A 24,063-nucleotide genomic window follows, 5' to 3' on the forward strand; every position below is an offset into this window, starting at 1 on the left:
GCCCCTTCCGTCACGTCCCGCTACGGCACGGTGCAGGAGAAGGCGTGCAGGTACGGGTTGACCGGGGCGACCGCGTCCAGCCGCAGGCCGGACTCGGCGATCAGCGCGGTCAGGCTGCCCAGGGTGTGCTTGGCGCCGCCGACGTTCAGCAGGAGCAGCAGGTCCATCGCGGTGGTGAACCGCATCGAGGGGGAGTCGTCCACCAGGTTCTCCACGATCACCACCCGGGCGCCCGGCCGGGCCACCTGGCGCAGGTTGCGCAGCGTCCGGCGGGTGGAGTCGTCGTCCCACTCCAGGATGTTCTTCACCAGGTACAGGTCCGCCTGCACCGGCACGGCGGTGCGGCAGTCCCCGGGCACCAGCCGGACCCGGTCGGCCAGCGAACCGCCCGGCAGCAGCCGCGGGTCCGCGTGCTCGACCACCTTCGGCAGGTCCAGCAGGGTGCCGTGCAGGCCGGGGTGGCGCTCCATCAGCTCGGCCAGCACCTGGCCCTGGCCGCCGCCGATGTCGGCCACCGAGGCGACGCCCGCCAGGTCGAGGAAACCCGCCAGGTCCTGCGCGGACTGGCGGCTGGACTGGGTCATCGCCCGGTTGAACAGCGCGGCGGACTCCGGCGCGTCGTCGTGCAGGTACTGGAAGAACTCCTTGCCGAAGGCGTCGCCGAACACGCTGCGCCCGGTGCGCACCGCGTCGTCCAGCCGGGACCAGGACTGCCAGGTCCACGGCTCGGTGCACCACAGGGCGATGTCGCGCAGGCTGCCCGGCTCGTCGGCGCGCAGCAGGCGCGACAGCGGGGTGTGCCGGTAGCGGCCGTCGGCGTCCTCGGCGAACACCTCGTAGCAGGCCAGCGCGCGCAGCAGCCGCCGCAGCGGGCCGGGCTCGACGTCCAGCCGACCGGCCAACTCCTCGGCGGTGGCGGGCTCCTGCTCCAGCACGTCCGGCAGCCGCAGGCTCGCGGCGGCGCGGACCGCGCCCGCGCAGGCGGCGCCGAACACCAGCTCGCGCAGCAGCATCGCGGGTGGGACGGCCGGGGCCTGGGGTGCGGTCGGGTTCGGCGGGGCGGTGGGGGCGGAAGTCACGGGCATGGCCTTTCTTCGGAGGACGGATGGGGATCAGCAGTGGCCGGCGGGCTCTGAGGCGCCGCAGACGTTGCCGGTGAAGGTGTTGCCGGTGCCGCGCGGATCCCGGTCGGCGAGGTCGGCGGGCCGGTTGTCGCGCAGCGCGTTCCCGGTGACGGTGGCCCGGGCGTTGGGCGCGCCGACCACGCTCGGGTACAGCACGATGCCGCCCGACATCGGGGACGCGCCGGTGTGGTCGCTGACCTGGTTGCCGGAGACCGTGACGTCCTCGGTGCCGGTCAGCAGGATGCCGGTGCCCTGGACGAAGTCGAGCCGCGGATTGGGCGGGCAGTACCGGTTGTTCGCCCGCACCACGTTGTCCCGCACGGTCAGCGCCCCCGCCCGCGGCACCCCGTCGTCGCCGACCACGAACACGCCGCCGCAGTTCCCGGACGCCAGGTTGGCCGCCACCGTCAGCCCGCGCACCCGGCGCAGCTGCAGGCCGATCCGGTTGCCGGTCAGCCGGTTCTCCGACACCTCGGTGCCGAGGGTCTCCAGCGCACCGCCCTTGCGGTCGTACCAGTTGGCGACGAAGATCCCCGCCTGGCCGTTGTCCCGGGCCTCGTTGTCGGTCAGCGCGGTACGGGTCGACATCTCGACACTGATGCCCTGCAGGCCGTTGTCGTGCGCCGCCACCCCGCGCACCGTCAGCCGGTCGGTGACGGCCGCGCCCACGCCGTTGCGGGGGAAGCCCGCGACCGCCAGGGCCTCCACCACCACCCCCGACACCGTGTGCACCGGCGCGCCCTGCGGGTCCGAACTGCCCGTCACGCACACGCCGTCGCCGGCCCGCGCGCAGGCGCCGCGGTCGGCCGAATCGGGCACCAGGACGGTGGCGACGCCCTGGCCGCGCAGGGTCACGCGGTCGGTGGAGAGGGTCACGCTGCCCGGGTAGCGGCCCGCGGCGAGCTCCACCACGTCGCCGGGGGCGGCCGCGTCCAGGGCGGCCTGGACGGAGGCGCCGGGCGCGACCCGGTACACGGCCGGGCCGGTGGGGGCCGCCGCGGCCGGGGCGGCGGCCAGCCCGGCGGGCACCGTGGCGGCACAGGACAGCAGAACGGCAGCGGCCCGGATCAGCGGGCGCGCCGGAGAGAGGAGAGCAGTCATCGAAGAGCAGCCGGCTTCCAGACGTCGCGGTCACGGACGGCATGCGGGCCGGTCCGCCGCCTCGAAGCTATGGTCGCGCCCCGGGCCCGGCCAGCCGGGTTGGCGCGCACGGGTTGCCCGCACCCGCCGACCGGGTGGCGATGGCCGGAAAGGGGGAGGCGGGTACCACCCGTACACCCGATCGGGGGGCTCTGCGGCCGGGCAGCGGGCCCGTACCGGCGGCCCGAACCACTATGGATCCATGGACACGCAGAATGGACGAACCGTCGAGCAGACCGAACTCCTGGCCGCCGAACTGCGCCCCGCCGGCGCCGGCCGCACCGACCTCCGCACCGACTTCCACGCCGGTCCCCGCACCGATCTCGGGTTCGCGGAACCCGTCGCCGGCGTCGAGGCCGGCGGCGAGAGCAGCCTTGGGACCGCTCTTGAGAGCGGTCTTGAGAACGGCCTCGAGAGCGGTCTTGAGACCGCCGTCGGACCGGACGGCGCCGAGGACCCGGCCTGGGACTACGAGGACGTCATCCTCCGCTCCGTCAACTGACCCGGTGGCCCGTCGACCCGGTACCGGGACGACGGACCGGCCGAACGCCGGTGTGCCTGCCGCTCGACCGGTCGAGCGGCAGGCACACCGGCGTTCGGCGCCCGGTCAGTAGCGGTAGGCCTTGACCACCACCGGGAGCAGGTTGGTGTCCTTGCCCAGCTTGCTGAACGCCACCGGGTTGGCCGTCGCGCCCGCCGCCAGGTGCTCCACGCCGAGCACCTGGCTGTCCACGCTCTTGCCGGTGCTGTCGGTGAAGTCGACCTGGATCGCGTAGGACCGGGTCTCGGTGGTGCTGTTGGTGACCGTGATGATCGCCGCGGTCAGGTCGCCGGAGGTCGAGTTCGGCACACCGGTCAGCGTCACGTCCGTCATCGCGTTGCCCGCGTCCGGGACGGCCGCCAGCACCTCCGCGGCCTTCGCCCGGGTGGCCGCCAACTGGGCGTTGGCGGACGCCTCGAAGGAGGCCGCGCGCTCGGAGGCGCTGGCCTCCGCGGCCGACACCGAGGCCAGCGCCGACTCGTGCGCGGACGCGAAGGCGGACGGCGGCTCGCCCGAGAAGTTCGCCGCCTCCGGCGACGCCCCGACGGTGAACGTCGACATCGCCGCCTGCACCGGGTTCTCGCCCGAGGTGCCGCCGCAGGCCGCGATCACCGCGATCCCGGCGGCCGCGCCGGCCACCGCCAGCGACAGCCGCAGCCCGCGCCGCACCGGGCGCCGCCGCACCGGGTGCCGCTGCGGCGGCCCCACCGGCCCCTGCCGGACCAGCCCCCGGCCCGAACCGTTCCGCTCCGCGTCTCGCATCCCGATGCACCCTCTCGTTCAGAACCGCGCCGGGCCCGTGCGCGCCGCGGTCGTTCCGGCAGGCCCACGGCCCGCGTCCGGACATGCGGAACCGGACGTCCGCCTCCGCCCTACGTCCCCATCGTCGGAGCCCGGCGGCCCCCGGGGCCAGCGGCGCTGCGCCATTGGGAGGAGTCCGACGGCCCGTCAGATCGGCGGTGCGGGCGGCGAGATACGTATGGCGGGCCGCGGCGGGTGCGCGGCGGCGACGGTGCGGGCGCCGGGACAGGACAGGACAGGACGGGAGGCGGCGGGTGGCGGCAGCGGGGGAGCGGATCGTACGGCGGTGGCCGAGTTGGGGCGCGCTGGCCGGGGCGCTGCTGTGCTACGGACTGTCCTTCACCCCCTCGCTGCTGCCCCGACCCTGGTACCTGCAGGCCGCCGCCGGGGCGATCACCGCCGTGTTCGGCTACGGCATCGGGGCGTTCTCCGGGTACGTGGTCCGGGCGTGCGGCCCGGAGATCGAGGAGCGGGTGCGGCGGGCCGGCTGGTGGGTGCTGGCCGTGGCCGGCGGCGGCGCGGTGGTGGCCGTCACCGCGTGGAGCGTGCGCTGGCAGGGCGACCTGCGGAGGGCCGTCGGCATGGACCCGCGGATCGGCTGGTGGCAGTGGGCCCTGGTGCTGCCGGTCGCCCTGCTGCTCGGCGCGCTGCTGGTGCTGTGCGCCCGGGCGGTCCGGCTCGGCACCCGCCGGCTGCGGCGGATCCTCGGCCGCGCCGTCCCGAACTGGGCGGCCGCCGCCGGGGCCGCCGCCCTCGCCACCGTCCTGGTGGTCGGCTTCGTCGAGGGCTTCCTGCTGCGCGGGCTGCTCGACCTGGCCGAACGCGGCGCCGCGCTGGCCGACCGCACCACCTCGCCCGGCGTCGAACAGCCGCTGTCGCCGACCCTGTCCGGCAGCCCCGAGTCGTACGAGAGCTGGGCCGGCCTCGGTGCGAAGGGCCGCGACTTCGTCGGCCGCGCCCCCACCGCCGCGCAGATCTCCGGCTTCACCGGACGCCCGGCCCTGGACCCGGTCCGGGCGTACGTCGGACTGCGGTCGGTGGACGGGACGGGCTTCGCCGAGGGCGCCCGGACCACCGCCGGACTGGCCGAGCGGGCCCGGCGCGCGGTCGCCGAACTCGACCGCGCCGGGGGCTTCCGGCGCAAGGTGCTGGTGGTGCTGGGCACCACCGGCAGCGGCTGGGTCAACGAGCGGATCGCCAGACCGGTGGAGTACCTGTACGACGGCGACAGCGCCGAGGTCGCCTTCCAGTACTCGTACCTGCCGAGCTGGATCTCCTTCCTCACCGAGGGCGAGGCGACCGACGCCGGGAAGGCCCTGTACGACGCGGTGCACGCGCACTGGTCGCAACTGCCCGCCGACTCCCGGCCCCGGCTGATGGTGGCCGGCGAGAGCCTCGGCTCGTACGCCACCGAGCGGGCCTTCCCCGGCGGCGTCGAGCAGTTGACCGGGCAGACCGGGGGAGCGCTGCTGGTCGGGCCCACCCCCGACAACCCGCTGCGGGAGACGGTCACCGACCTGCGGCAGACCGGCAGCCCCGTCTGGCGGCCGGTCTACCGGGACGGACAGCACGTGCGGTTCGCCCAGCAGCCCTCCGACTTCGCGGTGCCGGCCGGCGCCGCCTGGGAACAGCCGCGGGTGGTCTACCTGCAGAACGGCAGCGACCCGGTGGTGTGGTGGGAACCCGCGCTGGTCTGGCGCCGACCCGAGTGGCTGAACGGGCAGCGGGCCCACGACGTCTCCCCGACCATGCGGTGGTACCCGCTGGTGACGTTCTGGCAGGTCACCTGCGACCTGGCCGCCTCCGAGGCGGTGCCCGAGGGGCACGGGCACCGCTACGGGCTGATGCCCGCCGAGGCGTGGGCGCGGATCGCGCCGCCCGAGGGGTGGACCCAGCAGGACACCGACCGGCTAGTGGCGTACCTGGCGGACCACCCCTGACGGGGCGTCAGCGGTGCGCGGGGGTGCCGGCGGTTTCCGCCTCCGCGGCGGGCTGCGTGGTGCCGGTGGTTTCCGCGCTGGGCCGTGCGGTGCCGGTGGTTCCTGCGGCGGGCTGCGTGGTGGCGGTGGTTTCCGCGCTGGGCTGCGCGGTGCCGGTGGTTCCTGCGGCGGGCCGCGTGGTGGCGGTGGTTTCCGCGCTCGGCCGCGCGGTGCCGGTGGTTTCCGCGGGGCGGTCGGGGCGGGTGCGCAGGAGGTGGTGGGCGAGGGCGGCGGCGCCCAGCAGCAGGACCGCCGAGACCCAGGCCGCGACCGTGATCCCGTGCACGAACGCGCTGTTCGCGGTGGTGAGCAACTGCCCGGCCGGGCCCGCCGGAAGGGCGGCCGCGGCCTCGATCGCGCCACCCAGCGACTGGCCGGCCTGTTCCGCGAGCGCCGGGTCGGTACCCGCCGGGACGGACAGCGACCCCGCGTACAGGGCCGTCACGATCGAGCCGACCAGGGCGATGCCCAGCGCCGCGCCCAGTTCGTACGCCGTCTCCGACACGGCCGAGGCGGCACCCGCCTTGTCGGCCGGGGCGGCACCCAGCACCAGGTCCGAGGAGAGCGTGTACACCACGCCCTCGGCGGTGCCCAGCGCCAGGAAGGACGAGCCGAGCAGCAGGTAGGCGCTGTCCACCCGGACGAAGCCCAGCACGCCGATGCCCAGGCCCATCACGAACAGGCTCGCCGTCAGCACCCGGCGGGCGCCCGCGCGCCGCACCAGCCGGGCCGTCAGCAGACCGCCCGCCACCGAGCCGACGAAGGCCGGCATCTCGGCGAAGCCCGCGTGCAGCGGCGAGTAGCCGCGGACCAGCTGGAGGTACTGCGACATGAAGAAGATCACACCGGACAGGCCGATCAGGCAGATCAGCGAGGACACCACCGCGGCCGTGAAGCGCGCGTTCCGGAACAGCCGGACGTCCAGCAGCGGGGTCTCCAGGCGGAGCTGGCGCCGTACGAACACCGCCAGCGCGGCCGCGCCCAGCACGAACACCACCGGAGCCGTCCACTGCTCCAGGCCGTGCACGGCGAACTCCTTGACGCCGTACACCACGCCGATCACACCGGCCATCGAGAGCAGCACGCTCCCCACGTCCCACCGGCCCGGACGCGGATCGCGGGACTCCGGCAGCAGCCAGCCACCGAGCGCCAGCAGCAGCACCATCACCGGCAGGTTCAGCAGGAACACCGACCCCCACCAGAAGTGCTCCAGCAGCACACCGCCCACCAGCGGGCCCAGCGCGGCACCGGCCGCCGCGCCCGCGCCCCAGACGCCGATCGCGGTGGCCCGCTCCTTCGCGTCCGGGAACAGCGTGCGGATCAGCGACAGCGTGGACGGCATGATCGTCGCGCCCGCCACGCCCAGCAGCGCCCGGGCCACGATCAGCCAGCCCGGGCCCGGCGCGTACGCCGCCAGCAGCGAGGCCGCGCCGAACGCGGCCGAACCCGCCAGCAGCACCCGCTTGCGGCCCAGCCGGTCGCTGAGCGCGCCCATCGACACCAGCAGGCCGGCCAGCACGAAGGAGTAGACGTCGCCGATCCAGAGCAGCTGGGTGCCGGACGGGCGGAGGGTCTCGGTGATCGAGGGGATGGCGAGGGAGAGCACCGTCGCGTCCACCGCCACCAGGGTGACGGCGAGCACGAGGACGCCGAGACCGGCCCAGCGGTGGACGGGCCGGGTGACGACGGGGGTGGAACTCATGGGGTATCAGATCTCCGTAGAGCACCGCCGAGGAACAGCTCGGCGAGCGAGAACGCGCTTTCGCGGGGGGCGAGCCGGCCTTCCTGCACGGCCCAGCCGATGCCGGCCACCAGGTCGAAGAACGCCTCGCTCAGCCAGGCGGCCGAGAGCTCGACGCGGAACACCCCCTCCTGCTGGCCGCGCAGGAACAGCGCGCGGACCCGGGCGTCCTGGAGCTCCCAGAGGTCGTTGATCTCCTCGTGGTCGTACAGCTGGTTCTCCCCGGCCAGGAAGGCGCACAGCGCGGCATCCGGCACCACCGCGTCCACCAGGCGGCGCAGCGCGGCCTCGGCGTTGCCCTCCTCGACCCGCGCGGTGTCGAGCGCGGCGGAGAAACGGCGCAGGCCGAGGGCGCCCACCTCGAGGATCAGGGCCTCGCGGCCCGGGAAGATCCGGTGCAGCGTGGCGCGGCTGATGCCGGCGGCGCGGGCGATCTCGTCGAGATGGGCCGTCGGGCGCCGGGACAGGATGCCCACGGCTGCCTCCAGGACGGAGTCGCGGTCGGTTGCCATGAGATAAGGGTAGCGCAAGTGAGACTTTGATGTCTCAAAATTTTGTTGCGTGTCTCATGGAGGGGGGAGAAGTCTCATGGAGGGGGGAGAAGAGAGGGGGAGAGGAGGGAGGGTGTGGCGTTGGGGCCGGACATGCCGAAGACCCCGCGCGGGGCGCGGGGTCTTCGAACGGCTGGTGGGCTGGCTGTCAGCTCTGGTTGTAGAAGCCGGACTCGTCGAGCGGGCGGTCGATGACCATCACCTCGACGTCGGCGGGGGTGAGCAGGAACACCCGGCGGGCGATCCGCTCGATGCCGCCGCGGGTGCCGAAGATCAGACCGGAGGCGAAGTCGACCATCCGCTTGGCCTCGGCGTCGTCCATCTCCGTGAGGTCCATGACCACCGGGGTCGCGGCGCGGATGTGCTCGCCGACCGTGCGGGCGGCCTCGAAGCCCGTCGGGCGGAGCGAGACGATCTTGGAGGGGGCGGCCTGGACGCTGCTCGGCAGCGTCTCCTCGCCCTCCCACGGTTCCTCGTACATCGCGGCCGGGTAGCTGCCGGAAGGCATCAGCCACCCGTTGTGGTGCTCGTCGCGTAGTGCTCCCATTAGCCGCGCCTCCCTGTCTCGTTCCGTACTCGTCCCCCCGGGGGGTGACGGGTCGTTTTGACACGTCATCCACTTGTTGGAACTGTCCGAGTATCGCACTGATCACCGTGGATGTGCCCGCTTGTACCCCCTGCACCGGTTGTGGCGCGGAGGAAAAACAGTGGCTCCCCGGATACTCGGCGGATACCCGCAACGACGCCATTAATCGGTGGGTGGTTGCGAGTGACGACCCTATCGGTGGTATCGGGAAGCTAGTTGACTGAGTGTCAACAATCATGTAACGGCTTCACCCGGGAGTGGCGGGTCGCGGCCGAGGGGCGTGCGGGTGGCGGGTGGCGCGCAGCGCGGCGTGCGTCACACCGGTGCGGCGTGCACCGTGCGAGCGGGTGGCGGTGGGGGCTACTCGCCGGTCGAGCCGTCGATTCGTTCCCGAAGCAGGTCGGCGTGCCCGTTGTGGCGGGCGTACTCCTCGATCATGTGGACCAGGATCCAACGGAGCGTCACCTCGTTGTCGCGCCACCGGCTCTTGCCGACCGTGTCCAGCGGCAGGCCGGTGGCGGCGGACCGGGCGAACGCCACCTCCTCCTGCCAGACCGCGGTGTCGGCGACCGGGTCGGCCCCGTCCACCAGGTCGAAGTCGCCGTCCGGGAACTCCTCTGTCCAGTAGCGGCCGTCGGTGCCGAGGTCCTGGCCGTCCAGCACCTTGCGGAACCAGTGCCGCTCCACCTCGGCCATGTGCCGCACCAGCCCGAGCAGGCTCAGCGAGGACGGTGGGCAGGCGCGTTCGCGCAGTTGATCGGGAGTCAGGCCCGCGCACTTGAGGGCGAGCGTGGCGCGGTGGAAGTCCAGCCAGGCGCCGAGCATGGTCGCCTCGTCGGCGGCGAAGGGCGGGCTGGTGCGGGTGGTGGCGGGGCCGGTGTTCGTCATGCGGACATGGTGGGGCAGCCCGGGGCGGGCGGGCGAGCCGTTTTCGGGCCGGGCGCGGGGCGGGGTTGGGCGGGGTGAGGCTGTGGGCGTGAGGTGGGGTTGGGGGCGTGAGGTGGGGTTGGGGTGTGAGGTGGGGCTGGGGGTGTGAGGTGGGGCTGGGGGTGTGAGGTGGGGCTGGGGTGGGAAGATCGGATCATCGGGCTGGTTGGTGCGGCGGGGGAACGGGCGGGTACGGGCATGCGCAAGGTGATGACGGGCACTCAGCTGGCGGTGCGCCTGCTGCTGGAACTGGCCTCTCTGGTGGCCCTGGCCATCGGCGGGTACGGGGTCTGGGCGGACGGCCCGGTCGTGCTGCGAGGGCTGATCGCCCTGGCGCTGCCGGCGCTCGCGGTCGTGCTGTGGGGCCGCTACGCGGCGCCCCGGCGGCCGGTGCGCGATTCGGCGGTGCTCTGGTACGGGGTGCAACTGCTGGTCTGGGGCGGGGCGGTCGCGCTGCTGGCGGTCGGCGGGCACCCCGGGTGGGCGGTCGGGCTCGGCATCGTGATGGTGGTCAACACGGTGGTGCTGTGGTCGCTCGGCGAGTGGTCGCCCGCGATCGAACGCTAGGCGGGTGGTCGCCGGTCGCCCGGGGCTTCGTGGGCACTGGGGTGGGGCTTCGGGAGCGGCGGTCGGGCGGAGCGGCGGGAGGGAGTCAGGCGGAGCGGCGGGGGCGGGCGCGCCACAGGGAGAAGGCGCTGAACGCGCACATCGCGGCGATCACCCCGGCGGAGATCAAGAAGGCCGGTGAGGTGGGGGAACCCGCGCTCGCCCCCGCGACCACGTAGGCGGTGGTGGTCGGCACCACGCCGATGACGGTGGCCAGCAGGTACGGCCAGAACTTCACACCGGAGAACGCGCACGCGAAGTTGCCCGCCTGGAACGGCGCGCCCGGGAACAGCCGGATCAGCAGCACGCTGCGGAAACCCTGCTCCGACAGGCGCCGGTCGATCTCCGTCAGCACCCGGCCGCGCACCAGCGGCCGCAACGCCTCGCGACCCAGCGAACGTCCCAGGACGAACGCCGCCGCAGCGCCGATCGCCGACCCGGCGACCGCCAGCGGTACGCCCCACAACGAGCCGAACAGCAGCCCCATGCCCGCGTTCATCGCCGGGCGGGGCAGGAAAGCCATCGAGCCGAAACCGTAGGCGGCGAGCGCGATCGGGATCCGCCACGGCCCCGAGGCGGCGGCCAGGACGGCGGACGGGTCCCACAGCAGCAGCGAAGCCATGGCGGCGGCGAGGACGGCGAGCAGGGCGCCGAGACGCAGCAGGGCCCGGCGGGACGGGCGGAACGGGCGGGGGGAGGGCCGGTGCGGAGCCGTGGCGGGGGCCTCCGGGTCGGCACCGGCTGTGGTGGGGGTGGCCGAGGCGGGGGCGGTGGTCTTGGCCGGTGGGGTGGGCGCGGCTATCGGCTCCGGGGCATGCACCCGGGGAGCTTAACCCGCGCTGGGAGTAGTGCCGTCCAGCGGTGCGTCCGTGGGCCGCGGGCTGGACGGATGGTTCGGCGGGGCGGAGCGGTGTAGCAGGGCGGAGCGGTGCAGCGGGGCGGGGCGGCGCAGTTGCCTGAGCAGGGCGATGTCGGCGGCGTGGCGGGCGCCCTCGACCCGGGCGGGGTCGTGGCGGCCGTCCGGCGTCTCGATGATCAGGGGGATGCCGGCGGTGGCCGGGTGGGCGAGCAGTGCCTCGAACGCGGCCGCGCCGATGTGGCCAGCCCCGATGTTCTCGTGGCGGTCCTTGCGGGCACCCGCGACGTCCTGCGAGTCGTTGGCGTGGATCAGTTGCAGGCGCCCGGGGCCGACCGCGCGGTGCAGGGACTCGAAGAGCTCCTCGACCCCGTTCGGCGCGGCCAGGTCGTGGCCGGCCGCGAAGGCGTGGCAGGTGTCCAGGCAGACGCCGACCAGCGGGTGGTGGTCGAGGGCGTCCAGGTAGGCGGCGAGGTCGTCCATCCGGGAGCAGAGCGAGCTGCCCTGGCCGGCCGTCGGCTCCAGCAGCAGCCACGGGGCGTCGGCCCCGTACCGGTCGAGGCCGTCCAGGATCGGCAGCACCTGGTCGCGGACCTGGGCGAGCGCCTCCGCACGGGTGCCGCAGAGCGCGGACCCGGTGTGCACGACAGTGCCGAGGGCGCCGATGGCGGCCGAGCGGTGGAGGGAGTGCGTCAGCGATTCGGCGGAACGCTCCCGGGTCGCGGCCGAGTCGGAGCCGAAGTTGATCAGGTACGGCGCGTGCACGTAGGCCGGGATGCCCCGTTCGGTGCAGGCCGCCCGGAAGGCCAGGTCGTGCGCGGGGTTCCCGGCCGGGGTCGCCCAGCCGCGCGGGTTGGCGACGAACACCTGCACCGCCTCCGCCCCGACCTTCTCGGCGTAGGCCAGCCCCGTGCCCACCAGGCCCTTCCCGGCGACGGGGACGTGGGCACCGATCGGGTTGCGCGGGGCGGGATCCATGACCAGGAGCATCGCACGGCAGGACGGAGGCGCAGCTCACCGGGGTCGGCACGGTTCCGGTACTTCGGGACTCGGGGGGTGGGGCTGAGGGCTGGGGGCGGGGCTGTTGCTCGGCTGCTCTGCGGTGGTTCGCGTGGGTGGGGGCCGCGGTTTCAGGGGGCGGGCATGCCGAGGGGCGCGGGAGTGGACCTCCCGCGCCCCTCGACGGACGGCCATCCGCCCATTGTCCGGCCGTCCGGCAGTGGGGCCCGTCAGCGGGTCGGCTCCAAGGAACTGGAGGCCGCGACCGGGGCACCGGCCGGCTTGCGGTGGCGCATCGCCGTCGCGGAGGGGATCAGCGCGGCGGCGAGCAGGGTGACTGCGATGAAGGAGACCGTGAGCGAACTGGCCTGTGCGATGCCGCCGACCACGGCCGGGGCAACCAGGCCGGAGGTGTAGGTGATGGTGGCGACACCGGCGATGGACTGGCTCGGGTTGGTGCCCGCCCGGCCGGCGGCGGCGAACGCGAGCGGGACGACCACGGCGATGCCGATGCCGATCAGTGCGAAGCCCGGGATGGCCACGTACGGGGAATCGGCGAACACCACCAGCAGGCCGCCGACGGTGGCGATCATGCCGCTCAACCGGACGGCGCGCACCGGACCGAGCCGACGGACGACCGCGTCACCGGCCAGACGGGCCGCGGCCATGGTGGCGGCGAAAGCAGTGAAGCAGGAGGCCGCGACGGAGGGGGAGGCACCGGTGATGTCACGGAGGTAGACCCCGCTCCAGTCCATCGACGCACCCTCGGCGAACACCGCGCAGAACCCGACCAGGCCGATGACCAGCGCTTCCTTCGGGGGCAGCGCGAAACGCGGCGGGGCCTCCTCGCCGGCGGTCGGCCGGACGTCCAGCACTCCGCGGGACACCACCTGGGCGAGCACCGCCAAGACCGCCGCGGTCACCGCGTACTGCACCCGGGCGTCCGCGTGCTGATGGGCCGCCAGGACGCCGAACGCGGAGGCGACCAGGCCGCCGACGCTCCACATGCCGTGCAGCCCCGACATGATCGACCGGCCGATCCGCTCCTCGACCTCGACGCCCTGCGCGTTCATTGCGACGTCCGACATGCCGGCCGTCGCGCCGTAGAGGAACAGCGCCAGGCAGAGGACCGCCAGGTGGGGGGAGAGAGCCGGCAGTGCCAGCGACAGGCACCACAGCGTCAGCAGGCCCTGCAGTGCGGTCCGGGCGCCGTAGCGGTGCACGATCCGGCCGGCCAGCGGCATCGCCACCGACGCGCCGATGGCAGGGAAGACCAGGGCGAGACCGAGCTGACCGGGGCTCAGGTCGAGGTTGTCCTTGATCCACGGAATGCGGCTGACGAAGGTGCCGGTGACGGCACCGTGAACGGCGAACACCAGCGCCACGCTCATCCTTGCGCGCCGGACGTCCTTGAGAGTCTCGCCCATGCTGGGCTCCCCCTTGGGTCGGTCGGATGCCGATAAACTATCAGGGACCCTGCCTGATAGAAACCTCTGGAAGGATGCAGGCTCATGACGACCGCTCGCACCGCCACGCCGAGCACCGCCCGGGCCATCAATGACCGGCTCGCCCTCGACCTGCTGCTCGAACGGGGCCCGCTCACCGCATCCGACCTGCGCGCGTTGACCGGGCTGTCCCGGCCCACCGTCGCCGACCTGCTCGAACGACTCCAGCGCAGCGGCCTGGTCGCCCACGCCGGGGAGAGCGCCGCGCTGCGCCGCGGCCCCAACGCCCGCCTGTACGGCCTGGTCGCCGACCGCGCGCACCTCGCCGGCATCGACATCCGCGCCAGCGGCGTCAGCCTGGTGGTCGCCGACCTGACCGGCCGGACCCTCGGCACGGCCACCATCGCTGCCTCCCTTCCTGCCGCTTCTGCTGCTCCTGCGGTTGACGGGGAAGAGCCGAGTGGATCGGGTGACGCGGGGGCGACGGAGAGTGCGGGCTGCTCGTGCGGATCTGGCGGTGCTGGCGGATCGGGCGGCGGCGGTGCGAGCGTCGTGATGACGGACGGCGACCTGCTGGTAGAACGGACCGTCGAGGCGTTGCTCGCCACCGCGGCCGAGGCCGGGGCGGGGGAACTGCACACCGTGGCCGTCGGCGCTCCCGGCCTGGTCGACCCGGCGACGGGCACGCTCAACAACTCCGGCAAGCTGCCCGAGTGGCACACCAAACTGCTCGCCGCCCTGCGCTCCCGCCCCGGGACAGAGGTGATCCTCGAGAACGAGGTGAATCTCGCCGGAATCGCCGAACACCGCATCGGTGCGGCCAAGGACCGGCGGGACTTCGCACTGATCTGGCTGGGGCACGGCGTCGGAGCTTCCGTGATACTGGACGGCCGTCTGCGGCGCGGGGCCTCCGGCGGCACCGGCGAGATCGGATTCCTGCCCGTGCCCGGGACGATCGGGCTGCCGGACTCCAAGAAGTGCGACGGCGGGTTCCACTCCACGGTGTCGAGCGCGGCGATCTGTGAACTGGCGGGCCGCCACGGGCTCAAGGTGGAGCCCGACACCGAGGAAGGAACGAGGGCGGGGGCCGAGCCCGGAGTCGAAGCTGGGGACCGGGAGCCTGCGGCCGGGGCCGTGGTCCGTCGGGCGGTCGAGAGCGGCGCCGATGACTTCCTGGACGAGCTGGCGCTGCGGATCGCCGTCGGGGCTTCTGCGATCTGCGTCGTGCTCGATCCGGGATGCGTAGTGCTGGGCGGCGAGATCGGGCAGGCCGGCGGCCCGGAACTGGCAAGCCGTGTCGAACGCCACCTCTCCCGGCTCTCTCCGCTCGCCACTGAGGTCCGGGCCGGTACCGCGGGCGGCGGCGCCGTTCTGGCGGGAGCCGTGCTGACCGCAGGGGACGCGGTCAGGCGGGAGCTGTTCGGCGGCGACTGAGGCCGGCCTTCGCCTAACGCTGCGTGGGCTGCTGCAGTGGGGCGCGCGCTGCCGCCCCGTCGGCGGTGCCGCGCCGTCGATCTGTCCTTCGCCCGCCGTGGTGGTGCCGTGCCGTGGCCGTTCTGCTGTCGTGCGGTGCCGTCGGTCTGCGATGCCGCGGTCGGTGGAGTGCGCAGGCCGGGAGGGGCGGATGTGGTGGGTCGGGCCGTTGGGCAGCGGGTGGGGTTGCCGTGCTGGCGGTCGGGCGGGCGGGCGGTCGGGCGGCCGGTCGGGGGCGAGTGGGTGCCCGGGCGGGTGGTGGGGCGTGCGTGGGGAGGGGCTTCGGTACGGCAGGATGGCGGGGTCTGCCAGTTCGTTCCTGAATCGCCCGGAGTCGCATCGATGGTCATGTCCGACCGGCCCGTCCACCCGTACCGCATCGGCGAGGCTGCTTCGATGCTGGGGGTGAGCGCCGACACCATGCGGCGATGGGTGGACGCGGGCCGACTGCCGGCGACGCGAGACGAGCACGGCCACCGGATCATCGCCGGGGCGGAACTCGCGGCGTTCGCCCGGGAGCTTGCCCGACCGGAGAACAGCGAGGTGGAGGGGCGTTCATCGGCCCGGAACCGCTTTCCCGGGATCGTGACCGCCGTCGTCCTGGGCGACGTCGCTGCGCAGGTGGAGATCCAGGCGGGCCCGTTCCGGGTGGTTTCGCTGATCAGCCGTGACTCGGCGGAGGAACTCGGGCTTGTCCCCGGGGCGCCCGCCACTGCGGTGATCAAGTCGACCAATGTCGTGGTCGAACGGCGTTGAGGTCTGGTCTGGCGGAGAAGATCCTCCCGTCGACCCGCGACCGGTCCTTTGGGCGTCCTCGACTCTGCGCTGATCAGGCCAGGAATCGAGGACGGAGGCAGCGGTGGGGGCGAGGGCGGTACCGGGGCAGGGTCGCCCGGGTGGTACCGATGGCCGGGGACGAGGCGTGAACTGACGCCGCCTAGGATGCGGAGACCTGCGGCCGACCGGTAGCGGGACGGCCAGCGTTGTGAGTACCCCGACCGTGCGAGAGGACGACCCCGTTGAAGAGCCGCGTGCGCGCCGTTGCCCACCGTGGTGACCCGTACCTGCACCGCGAGAACACCCTGCCGGCGGTCAGCGCCGCGCTCGCCGCGGGAGCCGATGCCGTCGAGGTCGACGTCCAGCTCACCCGGGACAGGGTGCCCGTGCTGCTGCACGACCGCACTCTCGAACGGCTGTGGAACGATCAGCGTCAGATCGCCCGAGTGACGCTCGACCAACTGGAAGAGGTAGCCGCTCCCGGGCTCGGGCTTCGGATTCCCACCCTTGCCGAGGTGTTGCAGGTCATCGACGCCACGGACGGCGCGCAACTGATGATCGACCTGGACGACAGCGGCCCGGCCGAAGCCACGTGGAAGGTCGTCAACGATCTCGGGATGGCGGACCGCGTCGCCTTCTGCGGGTCGGTCGTGGCCATGCTCGCCATCCGCGAACTCGCGCCCGGCGCGGAAATCTCCCTGACCTGGAACCGTCTCCAACTGCCGAAGCAGCGGCTGCTCGACGAACTGCGCCCCGACTACCTCAATCCGCCCTTCGGACTGGTGAACGAGAAGTTGGTGGGCTCCGTCCACGACGCCGGCATGGGCCTGGCGACCTGGACCGTGGATCTGCGGCGCACCATGCGGCGGATGCTCGCCCTCGGCGTCGACTCGCTCACCTCCAACCGAATCGCGCTGCTGCGCCGGACGATCGACCAGTACCAGGGGTGATCCGTGGGCGCCGGCGCCCACGCCAGTACCGCTGGGGCGGGGGTCGGCAGGGGTGTGCACATTTGCCCGAACCGGGGTTCCGCCCGGCATCGGTCGGCTGCTCCGGTCGCCACGCCACGCCGTTGGCTCCTGCCCGTCGATATGACCGTTGTCTGTTGAAATAAGACGATCATGACGGTGCGTTGGCTGCGGAGGTGGCGGTGACGGCAGAGGGCTCTCCGAACCCGCAGGACCCGGGGGACCGCCAGGATCCGCCAGCACCTTCTGCAGCCGGAGCCGGAGCCGGAGCCGGAGCCGGAGGCAGCGAGGGAAGGGGAGAAAGGGGCGGCCCTGGGGCGACGGGGGCGGAACGGCCGCCGGGCAGCTCTGGTGAAGGTGGCCAGTCGCAGAGGTGGTCAGGAGCCGCAGACCGGCGGTCGGAGAGTTCAGCGGGACGTGGTGGCGTCGAGGTCCCCGACGGCCTTTCAGGAAAAGCCACATCAAGTGCACATCCCTCCTTGAAGGATGAGGGGACTGCGGGGGCAGTGCCCGTGATCGTTGCGGGTGGGGCGGGGCTGGACGATCGACGGCCGGCCCAGATGTTGCCCGCTTCGGTTCGGTCGGCTGCGGCTTGGTCCGCTGCGGTGATCCTCTTCATCGCCGTGGCTGCGTTCGCCATCTTCGTAGTGGTGGAACTACGGGCCGCGACCATCCCGATGCTGGTTGCGCTGCTGGCCACGGCCCTGCTCTACCCGGTGATGCCCTGGCTGGTGGGTCGGGGCGTCAAACGGGGGGTGGCTGCCGGACTGACCTGCACGATCCTGGTGCTCGTGGTGACCGGTGGGATCGCACTGCTGGTCAACTCCCTGGTGAACAGCGCACCGCAGATCGCCTCCGGCCTTCAGCAGGCGGGTGACCGTATCGCCTCCTGGCTGGGGCCGTTCGGCGACAAGATCCAGTACGCGCTCAAGGAGAGCTCCGGCTCCGGGAGCACCCTGGTGGACTCGCTCGCCAACGGAGTCCTGTCCGGGCTGGGTCTGGTCACCCAGCTGCTGACCGGTGGAGTGCTCTCCCTCGCGCTGGTGTTCTTCTTCCTGCGCGACGGCAACCGTTTTGGCGACGCGGTTCACGAGCTCATCCCGGGTGGGCACGCAGACACGGTGATCGCGTGCGGTCAGCAGGCGTTCACGGCGATGGCCGGCTTCATGCGGGGCACCACCTTGATCGCGCTGATCGATGCCACGTTCATCTCCATCGGACTGCTCGCCCTGGGAGTGCCCGGAGCGGCCGGACTCGGTGCGCTCGTCTTCATGGGCGCCTACATTCCTTTTGTCGGTGCCTTCCTCTCAGGAACGGTGGCCGTTCTCGTGGCCCTTGCGAACGGCGGACTGGGTACCGCTCTGTGGGCCCTCGGAGTGGTGCTGGCGGTGCAGGCGATCGAGGGGAACATCCTGCAGCCCCTCATCCAGAGCCGGACCGTCGAACTTCACCCCGCCACCATCATGATCGCGGTGGTGGCCGGCTCCGGGATCGCCGGAATTATCGGTGCCCTGCTCGCGGTGCCGGTCAGTGCTGCCGGACTCGGAGTGGTGTCCGTTCTCCGAGGTGAGACGGAGGGCCCAGGACTGCCCGGCAGCCGTCGAAAGCGCCACCGAATCGAGCCGTGAGCGTTCCGTACTGCAGGTGTGGACGCGTGCGGCCCTGCCGGTATCCGTGTGGGATCCGCCGAATTCGGTCGGGCGGTCAGGAGGCCGGGAAGTAGGCGGCCATCCAGCGGTCCAACTCGGCGAACACCTCGGCCCTGGCCGAGTCGGCCGACAGGACCAGGTCGTGCACGCCCCCTTCGATCCGGACGGTGGTGACGTGTCGGCCGAGCCGCGGTGCGAGCGCGACGATGTCGTCGGCCCGTAGGACCGCGTCGGTACGCATCAGGGCCGGGTCCCACCGGTTGGTGACGGTGGAGGCGGTCGAGGCCATCAGCAGGATCGGACAGTCGACCGAGAGCCCGCGGCGTACCTTCCGGTGGCCGCGCTGGATCGCGGCCAGCCAACCGGCGAACAGCGGAAACCCTTCGGCGGGCTTCAGAGCAAGATCGAACTCCCAACTGCCGCGGTGATCGCGGTGGAGACTGTGGACGTAGTGCGGATTGAGCGGAGCAGGCAGCTTCCGGGTGGGAGCGGTCCGCCCGATGGCGTCGAGCGCGGGGGCGCCGAGGGTCCGTACGGCCGGGGCGGCAGGCATCGACAGGAACGGGCTGTTAAGGAACAGTCCGTCGACCAGCCCGCGGCCAGCCTGTCGACTCGCCCACAGGGCTGCCACCAGTCCACCCGTCGAGTGCCCGTTCACCAGGAGCCGGGTGTGGCCGTCGAGCTCCCGAATGATCCGGACTGCCTCGTCCAACTCCTCGTCGTAGGTGGCGAGATCCGTCACGAAGTTGGGGGACTGGTGAGGGCGGAGCGACCTGCCGTACTTGCGGAGGTCCAGCGCGTAGAAGGAGAAACCGGCAGCCGTGAAATGGTCTGCGAGGTGGGTCTGGAAGAAGTAGTCGGTGTAGCCGTGCAAGTACAGCACTGCTTGTCGGGAGCCCTCCACCAGCCGACGCACCAGCGTGGCACTGACCTCGCCCTCCTCGTCCGGGACGAGCGGGAGCTCCGTTGCCTCGTAAGGGGCGCCCAGGATGTCTTCACGGAAGTCCACGCCAGCCACGTCCATTCCCTGTTCCGTCGTGCCGCCCGGGACCACCCCGTGCGGGACCACCTCCGTGACCATACCGGTCAGTAGGCCCCTTTGTTTGGGAAGACTGCCCTGGTGGGGCCTAAGCTGCCCGCATGGCTGTCCCTTCGTCGATCGTTCTTCGCCCCGTCATTTCCCGGAAGCCCCACCGATGAGCGGCCCCACCGCCGAAGGGGCGGATCCGCGGCCGGCGGAGCGCGAGGTGAGGCTCGGCACCGCCAAGCTGATTCCCGACATCGACATCGAGGGCGGCTGGTTGCTTACTCTCGACGGCACCCCGCAGTCGTATGTCGACCTCCAGGATCCGACGCATCTCGAATTCGAGTACGTACAGCGGATCGCGCACCTGCTGGACGTGGTGGCGGATTCCGGTGAACCGCTGGACGTACTGCACCTGGGCGGTGGCGGGCTCACCCTGCCCCGCTATCTGGCGAAGACCCGCCCGGGCTCGAGCCAGCAGGTGGTCGAACTGGACGGCCCGCTGACCGAATTCATCGCAGAACACCTGCCCTGGCCGTCCGGTATCGAGGTGACGGTCGGCGATGCCAGGGCCGTGCTCGAATCCGTGGCGGCTGCCAGCGTCGATGTGGTGGTGGCCGACGTGTTCCGCGGCTCGCGGACGCCGGCGCACCTCACCAGTGTCGAGTTCGTACGACTGGCTGCCGCCGCGCTCCGGCCGGGGGGCTGTTACGCGGCGAACCTGGCGGACGGTCCCCCGCTCGCGTTCGCCAAGGCCCAGGCCACCACGGTCGCGGCAGTTTTCGCGCACGTCTGCCTGGTGGCCGAGCCCGCGGTGCTGCGGGGCCGGCGCTACGGAAATGTCCTGTTGATCGGCTCCGACGAGCCTCTCCCCAGCAGTGAGTTGGCCCGACTGCTCGCTGCCGATCCGTTTCCCGCCAGGCTGACGGAAACGCCGGAGCAAGCGGCAGAGCCGGTCACGGATGCGACGGCCGAGGATTCGCCGCCCCCGCCCAGCGGGGCGTTCTCGCTGGGCTGAGTCGGAACGGTGTGGCGGGGTACTGTGCTGGAAGTCGTACCTGATGGGAGGTGCTCCTTTCGGCAGTGAGACGGCAGGCGTGGTGCGGTCCGAGACGGATCGCAGGCCGAAGGCCGGTTGTGAGGGAAACGGGCTGGGCGAGCAGCCGGTGGCCTACGCGTGCAGCGTCCAGCTGGTCGACCGATCAGACGGCGGACAGGACTAGCCGGCGCGTGCGGTTGCGATAGCCGACCAACTCGAAAGCGGCGACCATGGGGTGGTTTGAGCGGTCGGTTTCGGCCCGGATCACGTCGGCCTGACTCTCGACGGCCAGGATGCGGGTGATCTCGGCGATGATCTCGGCAGCGAAGCCCCGCCCCCGGAATTCGGGGAGGACTCCGAGGTACCCCACCACTGGCACAACGGAGTTGTGCGAGGGGATGGCGAAACCGACCACCTGCCCCGTTGTCGTCCGGACTATTCGCCACCAGGAACGCTTGCCGTGCATTTCCTGCCGGTAGAACGCCACCTCGCGCCTTGCATGTGCCTCTGCTCCGATCAGAAGTACTTCTCGAGTGGACATCGTGTCCATGCTGTTCGGCAAGGATCGGCGGAACAGATCGACGAAGACTTCGTCGTCGGGTTCCGGGGTGAAGAGAAGGCGGCCCGACAGGGTCGGAACGGGACGGTCGGTCTCGCGTTCGAAGCGGAGCCGCTCGGCGGAGAGGTGCAAGCCGACTGCCTCGGCTGCTCTGCGGCGCCATGCCACCGAAGCGGCGACCTCGGGGCGATCACGCCAGTCGGGCGGCAGGAAGAGGTGGTAATCGGGCGGGGGCGTCAGCCCATCGGCGGCGAACACCTGGTGGGCAGCCGTCAGTAGTGCGGCGGCGATCGCACTGCGCGGGTCGGTGGTCGCCCTGGACGTCCAAGCCCTGCGTTCGTACGGATCGGCGGGAGCCCGAGCCGGATCGGATCGGGCGAACAGCGCGTCCAGATTGCTCGGGTGGGTGTCGGCGGGACTTCCCCACCAGATGGCGACGGCCAGCGGTGCCCGGTCGGGGGCGGGCTCCGCCACCCAGATCCAACCGGGGCGGTACTCGCCGGTGGCCAGGCGGGAGCGAACGGTCTCCGCAGAGATCGTGGTGGACGGATCGGGTCGGACCTGCCCCAGTACGGTGTTGAGTTCCCGCGGAACGATCGGACGAAAGATCACAGTGCCTCCGGAAGAAAGGAGCGAGAGGCGCCAAACCCGATCGTGGCGATCCGCCGCGACTACTGCACGGAGACGGAGCGGCCAGGAAGAAAGACGACCGGGAGTGCCGCAGAACGGCTGCTGACTATCGGAACCATCGTGCGGAACCCCTCTCTAGACGCGGCACTGCGAGCCCCCGGGACCTGACTGAGAAAACGCCGAGGGAAGCTGGTAACGGGACCTGAGCTGCTGTCAGTGATGCCCAAGAGTAGGAGCATGGCAGATCGCCTGCAAATTATTATTCGAGGCCAAAAATCTCTCGATCGTGCAGGGCGGGTGAGAGGGGCGATGGCGGCGCCGAGAGCGGATTTGAACCCGAGAAACGATTCGTCGGAGGGCGCGGACGGGATCCGGTATTTGTCCGGGTGGCCTGCCGCGATGCGGTGGCCACCCGGGCGATTCCCGAGGTCGTGTGCTGGTTACGCAGAACTACCCGAAGGGGTGGAAGTGATGATTTCTACCCCGGGACGGATTAGCCCGGTCCCCGCAGCGGTAACTGGAGGGGAGTTTCGGTTCGTCGTCGGGTGCGTAGCAGTGGCGCGGCGAGATCGAAGAAACCGCAGGGTTATTTCGATGGTCGACGTCCTGCCGGTGGGTCAGACTCGACCCACCAGGGCGAAGCCGGCATCGGTGACGGCGGAACGAATCTGGTCGTCCAGCAGGGGCCCGGCGGATTCGATCGTCACCTGGCCGGACTTCGCGTCGGCGGTGACGTTGGTGACGCCGTCCAACGCGGTCAACCCGGCAGTGACGGTGCGCTCGCAGTGGCCGCAGCTCATTCCTTCGACAGAAAAGACGGCAGTGGTGGACATGGGTACCTCCGTTGAACGTGCGGGACTCGGCAGGCGGCCACTCAAGGCCGAAGAGCGCCGTCCAGCACAACGCACCCGAGCGGGGCGGGGCATTGGGACACGCCGGTGGATGACCCCAATGAGTGGTGTGCTGCATGGGAGTTCGCCGGTGGCCGATGGCAGGCAGTGACACCCGGGGGAGCGGTGTCGTGGTGCCGACGGGAGGGGTTTCGGTTGGAGTCGAACGGATTGAAAGAATTTATTTCTTGAAATCATAAAAATCTCCCGTTACGGTTTGCCGCGTTGATGCCGCTGACGCCCAAGGGATGGCTGTCGGAAAAATCAAGAGGGGGAGGCATGGTGGGAAAGACCGCGGTCGCCGTCGAGGAGCAGCAGCCCGCGTTCGCATCGTTGGACGTTTCAGCCGGGCGATTCGCCATATCCATCCTGTTCGGACTGGTGGCCGGGTTGGTGCTGCAGATCTGGACGGTGGCCTTCCTGGGACGACTGGGCCCGGAGGTGCTCTACGTCCGCTCGGTGTACACGCCGGTCGGTTACCTCGTGCTCGCGGTGACCGAGGGGCTGGTGGTGGCTGCCCAGGTCTCCGCAGGCATTGCCGCACGGAGCGGAAGGGAGCGTGATTCGCTCAAGTCGCTGCCGACGTTCTTCGCTGTTGGCGCCGGATTGTTGGTTCTGCAAACCGTCATGGCGACGGTGGCTTCGGGACCGGTCCTGACGGCGCTCGGGGTCGCTCCTGAGACCCGGCACGAAGTACTGGTCTTCGTCGTCGCCGTCGCTCTGACCGGGGCGGCCGGGTTGATTCCCTACCTCGGCACGAGTGTTCTGCGCGGTCTGGGTCATACCGGTTCGGCTGCGTGGCTGGGAGTGCTGTTCACTGTGCTGTCCATTGTCGGAACGGTCGCGCTCCACGCGGTCACGGGGCTCGGTATGCTGGCCGTGCCGATCGGCGGCCTACCCGCCATCGTGATCGTCGGTGCGTCCGTGGCGCTCGTCCTCCGACGGAAGCAGCTGGCCTGGCCCGGGATGGCCATCGACCGGGGTGCGGTGCGTGAACTCCTGGGCCTGGGAGCGCCGGTGGCGGGTACGTTCCTGTTGCTGTCCACCGTGACCTTCGGTTATTTGCGGGCGCTGCGCGAGGCCGGGCCGACCGAGGTCGCGGGATTCGCCCTCGGTCAGATGGCCGTCGCACTGCTGATGGTGATCGCCATGGCTGTCGGCTCCGGTACGGCCGTCGCGGTGACCTTGCGCCCGAGCGCGAGCCGACGAGGCATCAACTACGCGGGCCTGGTCACGGCTCTGCGGTTGTCGGTCCCTCCGTACTTCCTGCTCGGTGCGGCGGCGTTCCTGCTGCGGGAGCCGGTCGCCCGAGCGCTGACCACGGACCGGGCCGCTGCCGCTGTCGCAGCCGACTACTTCGCCTGGGTCGGCCCCACCCTGGTGCTCTTCGGGGGAACGCTGGCACTGCTCAGCTATCTGGAGCAGATCGGCCGGGCGGGAGCGGCCTTCCTGCTGAACGTCGTGTACTTCACGGTGATGCTGGCCGCCGCGTTCCTCATACCCGGGCCCGTGGACGCCGGAACGCTGGCGAAGCTGATAGCCGCCGGCAACGTGGTCGGATTCGGTGGGCTCTGGTTCAGCGCACGCTTCCTGGTCCTGCGCCGATGACGGTTCGTAGCTGCCGACGGGCGCCCGATACCGAACAGGGCGCGCTGGTTTCCGGGTTGTCCAGCATGGTGTGACCGGTCGGACAGCCCGGGCGATCCTCGCCCACTCGGGCTGGCCAGTCGGTCTTCTTCTGGGTGTCGAAAAATGATT

22 protein-coding genes are annotated in these 24,063 nt (G+C 71.7%); 9 read left to right on the forward strand and 13 right to left on the reverse strand.

The window, feature by feature from the left end; genetic code table 11:
• Positions 1 to 20: 20 nt before the first annotated feature.
• Both EDD39_RS35670 and EDD39_RS35675 read right to left on the reverse strand, forming a co-directional pair.
• Entirely contained in the window at positions 21 to 1,085 is a 1,065-nt protein-coding gene (locus tag EDD39_RS35670) for a methyltransferase (RefSeq protein WP_425269807.1), read from the reverse strand.
• A gap of 27 nt (positions 1,086 to 1,112) precedes the next feature.
• Entirely contained in the window at positions 1,113 to 2,225 is a 1,113-nt protein-coding gene (locus EDD39_RS35675; RefSeq protein WP_123563733.1) for a right-handed parallel beta-helix repeat-containing protein, read from the reverse strand.
• 241 nt (positions 2,226 to 2,466) lie between these two features.
• Here EDD39_RS35675 and EDD39_RS35680 point away from each other — a divergent pair, with 241 nt between their 5' ends.
• Complete coding sequence (locus EDD39_RS35680) at positions 2,467 to 2,766, forward strand: hypothetical protein (RefSeq protein WP_123563734.1); 300 nt, start codon at positions 2,467 to 2,469, stop codon at positions 2,764 to 2,766.
• A 105-nt stretch (positions 2,767 to 2,871) separates the two neighbouring features.
• Here the strand turns inward: EDD39_RS35680 and EDD39_RS40020 are convergent, their stop codons facing one another.
• Complete coding sequence (locus EDD39_RS40020) at positions 2,872 to 3,567, reverse strand: hypothetical protein (protein WP_162870320.1); 696 nt, start codon at positions 3,565 to 3,567, stop codon at positions 2,872 to 2,874.
• Between the two features lie 293 nt (positions 3,568 to 3,860).
• On the opposite strand from EDD39_RS40020, the gene EDD39_RS35690 reads away from it, so the two are divergent.
• Entirely contained in the window at positions 3,861 to 5,546 is a 1,686-nt protein-coding gene (locus EDD39_RS35690) for an alpha/beta hydrolase (RefSeq protein ID WP_208765751.1), read from the forward strand.
• A gap of 7 nt (positions 5,547 to 5,553) precedes the next feature.
• Here the strand turns inward: EDD39_RS35690 and EDD39_RS35695 are convergent, their stop codons facing one another.
• The 4 genes from EDD39_RS35695 to EDD39_RS35710 form a co-directional block, all read right to left on the reverse strand.
• Entirely contained in the window at positions 5,554 to 7,287 is a 1,734-nt protein-coding gene (locus tag EDD39_RS35695) for an MFS transporter (protein ID WP_244257476.1), read from the reverse strand.
• The gene (locus EDD39_RS35700; protein ID WP_030461201.1) at positions 7,284 to 7,838 is read right to left on the reverse strand and encodes a TetR/AcrR family transcriptional regulator; all 555 of its coding nucleotides are present in this window, start codon (positions 7,836 to 7,838) and stop codon (positions 7,284 to 7,286) included. The genes EDD39_RS35695 and EDD39_RS35700 overlap by 4 nt, the downstream gene beginning before the upstream one ends.
• 187 nt (positions 7,839 to 8,025) lie before the next feature.
• Positions 8,026 to 8,424: a cell division protein SepF gene (locus EDD39_RS35705; RefSeq protein WP_162870321.1), complete on the reverse strand. Its 399-nt coding sequence runs from the start codon at positions 8,422 to 8,424 to the stop codon at positions 8,026 to 8,028.
• A 399-nt stretch (positions 8,425 to 8,823) separates the two neighbouring features.
• Positions 8,824 to 9,351, reverse strand: a complete 528-nt coding sequence (locus EDD39_RS35710) for a DinB family protein (protein WP_123563737.1) — start codon at positions 9,349 to 9,351, stop codon at positions 8,824 to 8,826.
• A gap of 249 nt (positions 9,352 to 9,600) precedes the next feature.
• Here EDD39_RS35710 and EDD39_RS35715 point away from each other — a divergent pair, with 249 nt between their 5' ends.
• Positions 9,601 to 9,957, forward strand: coding sequence for a YrdB family protein (locus EDD39_RS35715; RefSeq protein ID WP_162870322.1), 357 nt, complete (start codon positions 9,601 to 9,603; stop codon positions 9,955 to 9,957).
• A gap of 85 nt (positions 9,958 to 10,042) precedes the next feature.
• Here EDD39_RS35715 and EDD39_RS35720 read toward each other — a convergent pair whose 3' ends face one another.
• The 3 genes from EDD39_RS35720 to EDD39_RS35730 form a co-directional block, all read right to left on the reverse strand.
• Positions 10,043 to 10,816, reverse strand: a complete 774-nt coding sequence (locus tag EDD39_RS35720) for a TVP38/TMEM64 family protein (protein ID WP_123563739.1) — start codon at positions 10,814 to 10,816, stop codon at positions 10,043 to 10,045.
• Positions 10,817 to 10,825: 9 nt separating this feature from the next.
• Positions 10,826 to 11,830, reverse strand: coding sequence for a deoxyribonuclease IV (locus EDD39_RS35725; protein WP_244257477.1), 1,005 nt, complete (start codon positions 11,828 to 11,830; stop codon positions 10,826 to 10,828).
• Positions 11,831 to 12,081: 251 nt separating this feature from the next.
• Complete coding sequence (locus tag EDD39_RS35730; protein ID WP_123563740.1) at positions 12,082 to 13,278, reverse strand: MFS transporter; 1,197 nt, start codon at positions 13,276 to 13,278, stop codon at positions 12,082 to 12,084.
• Positions 13,279 to 13,362: 84 nt separating this feature from the next.
• On the opposite strand from EDD39_RS35730, the gene EDD39_RS35735 reads away from it, so the two are divergent.
• The 4 genes from EDD39_RS35735 to EDD39_RS35750 all read left to right on the forward strand — a co-directional run bounded on the left by EDD39_RS35735 (position 13,363) and on the right by EDD39_RS35750 (position 18,142).
• Complete coding sequence (locus EDD39_RS35735; protein WP_123563741.1) at positions 13,363 to 14,730, forward strand: ROK family transcriptional regulator; 1,368 nt, start codon at positions 13,363 to 13,365, stop codon at positions 14,728 to 14,730.
• 381 nt (positions 14,731 to 15,111) lie between these two features.
• A complete protein-coding gene (locus EDD39_RS35740) occupies positions 15,112 to 15,525 on the forward strand; it encodes a TOBE domain-containing protein (protein ID WP_030461193.1) in 414 nt (137 codons plus the stop codon).
• 263 nt (positions 15,526 to 15,788) lie between these two features.
• Positions 15,789 to 16,496 carry a glycerophosphodiester phosphodiesterase gene (locus EDD39_RS35745; RefSeq protein WP_123563742.1) on the forward strand — a complete coding sequence of 236 codons (708 nt, stop codon included), beginning with the start codon at positions 15,789 to 15,791 and terminating at the stop codon, positions 16,494 to 16,496.
• 623 nt (positions 16,497 to 17,119) lie between these two features.
• Entirely contained in the window at positions 17,120 to 18,142 is a 1,023-nt protein-coding gene (locus EDD39_RS35750) for an AI-2E family transporter (RefSeq protein WP_244257478.1), read from the forward strand.
• Between the two features lie 76 nt (positions 18,143 to 18,218).
• On the opposite strand, the gene EDD39_RS35755 is transcribed toward EDD39_RS35750, so the two are convergent.
• Entirely contained in the window at positions 18,219 to 19,172 is a 954-nt protein-coding gene (locus EDD39_RS35755; protein WP_244257479.1) for an alpha/beta hydrolase, read from the reverse strand.
• Positions 19,173 to 19,359: 187 nt separating this feature from the next.
• Between EDD39_RS35755 and EDD39_RS35760 the strand changes: the two genes are divergently transcribed.
• Positions 19,360 to 20,205 carry a spermidine synthase gene (locus EDD39_RS35760; RefSeq protein WP_123563744.1) on the forward strand — a complete coding sequence of 282 codons (846 nt, stop codon included), beginning with the start codon at positions 19,360 to 19,362 and terminating at the stop codon, positions 20,203 to 20,205.
• 184 nt (positions 20,206 to 20,389) lie between these two features.
• Here EDD39_RS35760 and EDD39_RS35765 read toward each other — a convergent pair whose 3' ends face one another.
• Together EDD39_RS35765 and EDD39_RS35770 are read right to left on the reverse strand one after the other, a co-directional pair.
• On the reverse strand, positions 20,390 to 21,397 hold the full coding sequence (locus EDD39_RS35765) for a GNAT family N-acetyltransferase (RefSeq protein ID WP_123563745.1): 1,008 nt from the start codon (positions 21,395 to 21,397) through the stop codon (positions 20,390 to 20,392).
• A 635-nt stretch (positions 21,398 to 22,032) separates the two neighbouring features.
• Positions 22,033 to 22,248, reverse strand: coding sequence for a heavy-metal-associated domain-containing protein (locus tag EDD39_RS35770; protein WP_123563746.1), 216 nt, complete (start codon positions 22,246 to 22,248; stop codon positions 22,033 to 22,035).
• Between the two features lie 336 nt (positions 22,249 to 22,584).
• Here EDD39_RS35770 and EDD39_RS35775 point away from each other — a divergent pair, with 336 nt between their 5' ends.
• Positions 22,585 to 23,913: an MATE family efflux transporter gene (locus EDD39_RS35775; RefSeq protein WP_162870323.1), complete on the forward strand. Its 1,329-nt coding sequence runs from the start codon at positions 22,585 to 22,587 to the stop codon at positions 23,911 to 23,913.
• The last annotated feature ends 150 nt before the right edge of the window (positions 23,914 to 24,063 follow it).

The sequence above is a fragment of the Kitasatospora cineracea genome, assembly GCF_003751605.1.
Taxonomy (GTDB): domain Bacteria; phylum Actinomycetota; class Actinomycetes; order Streptomycetales; family Streptomycetaceae; genus Kitasatospora; species Kitasatospora cineracea.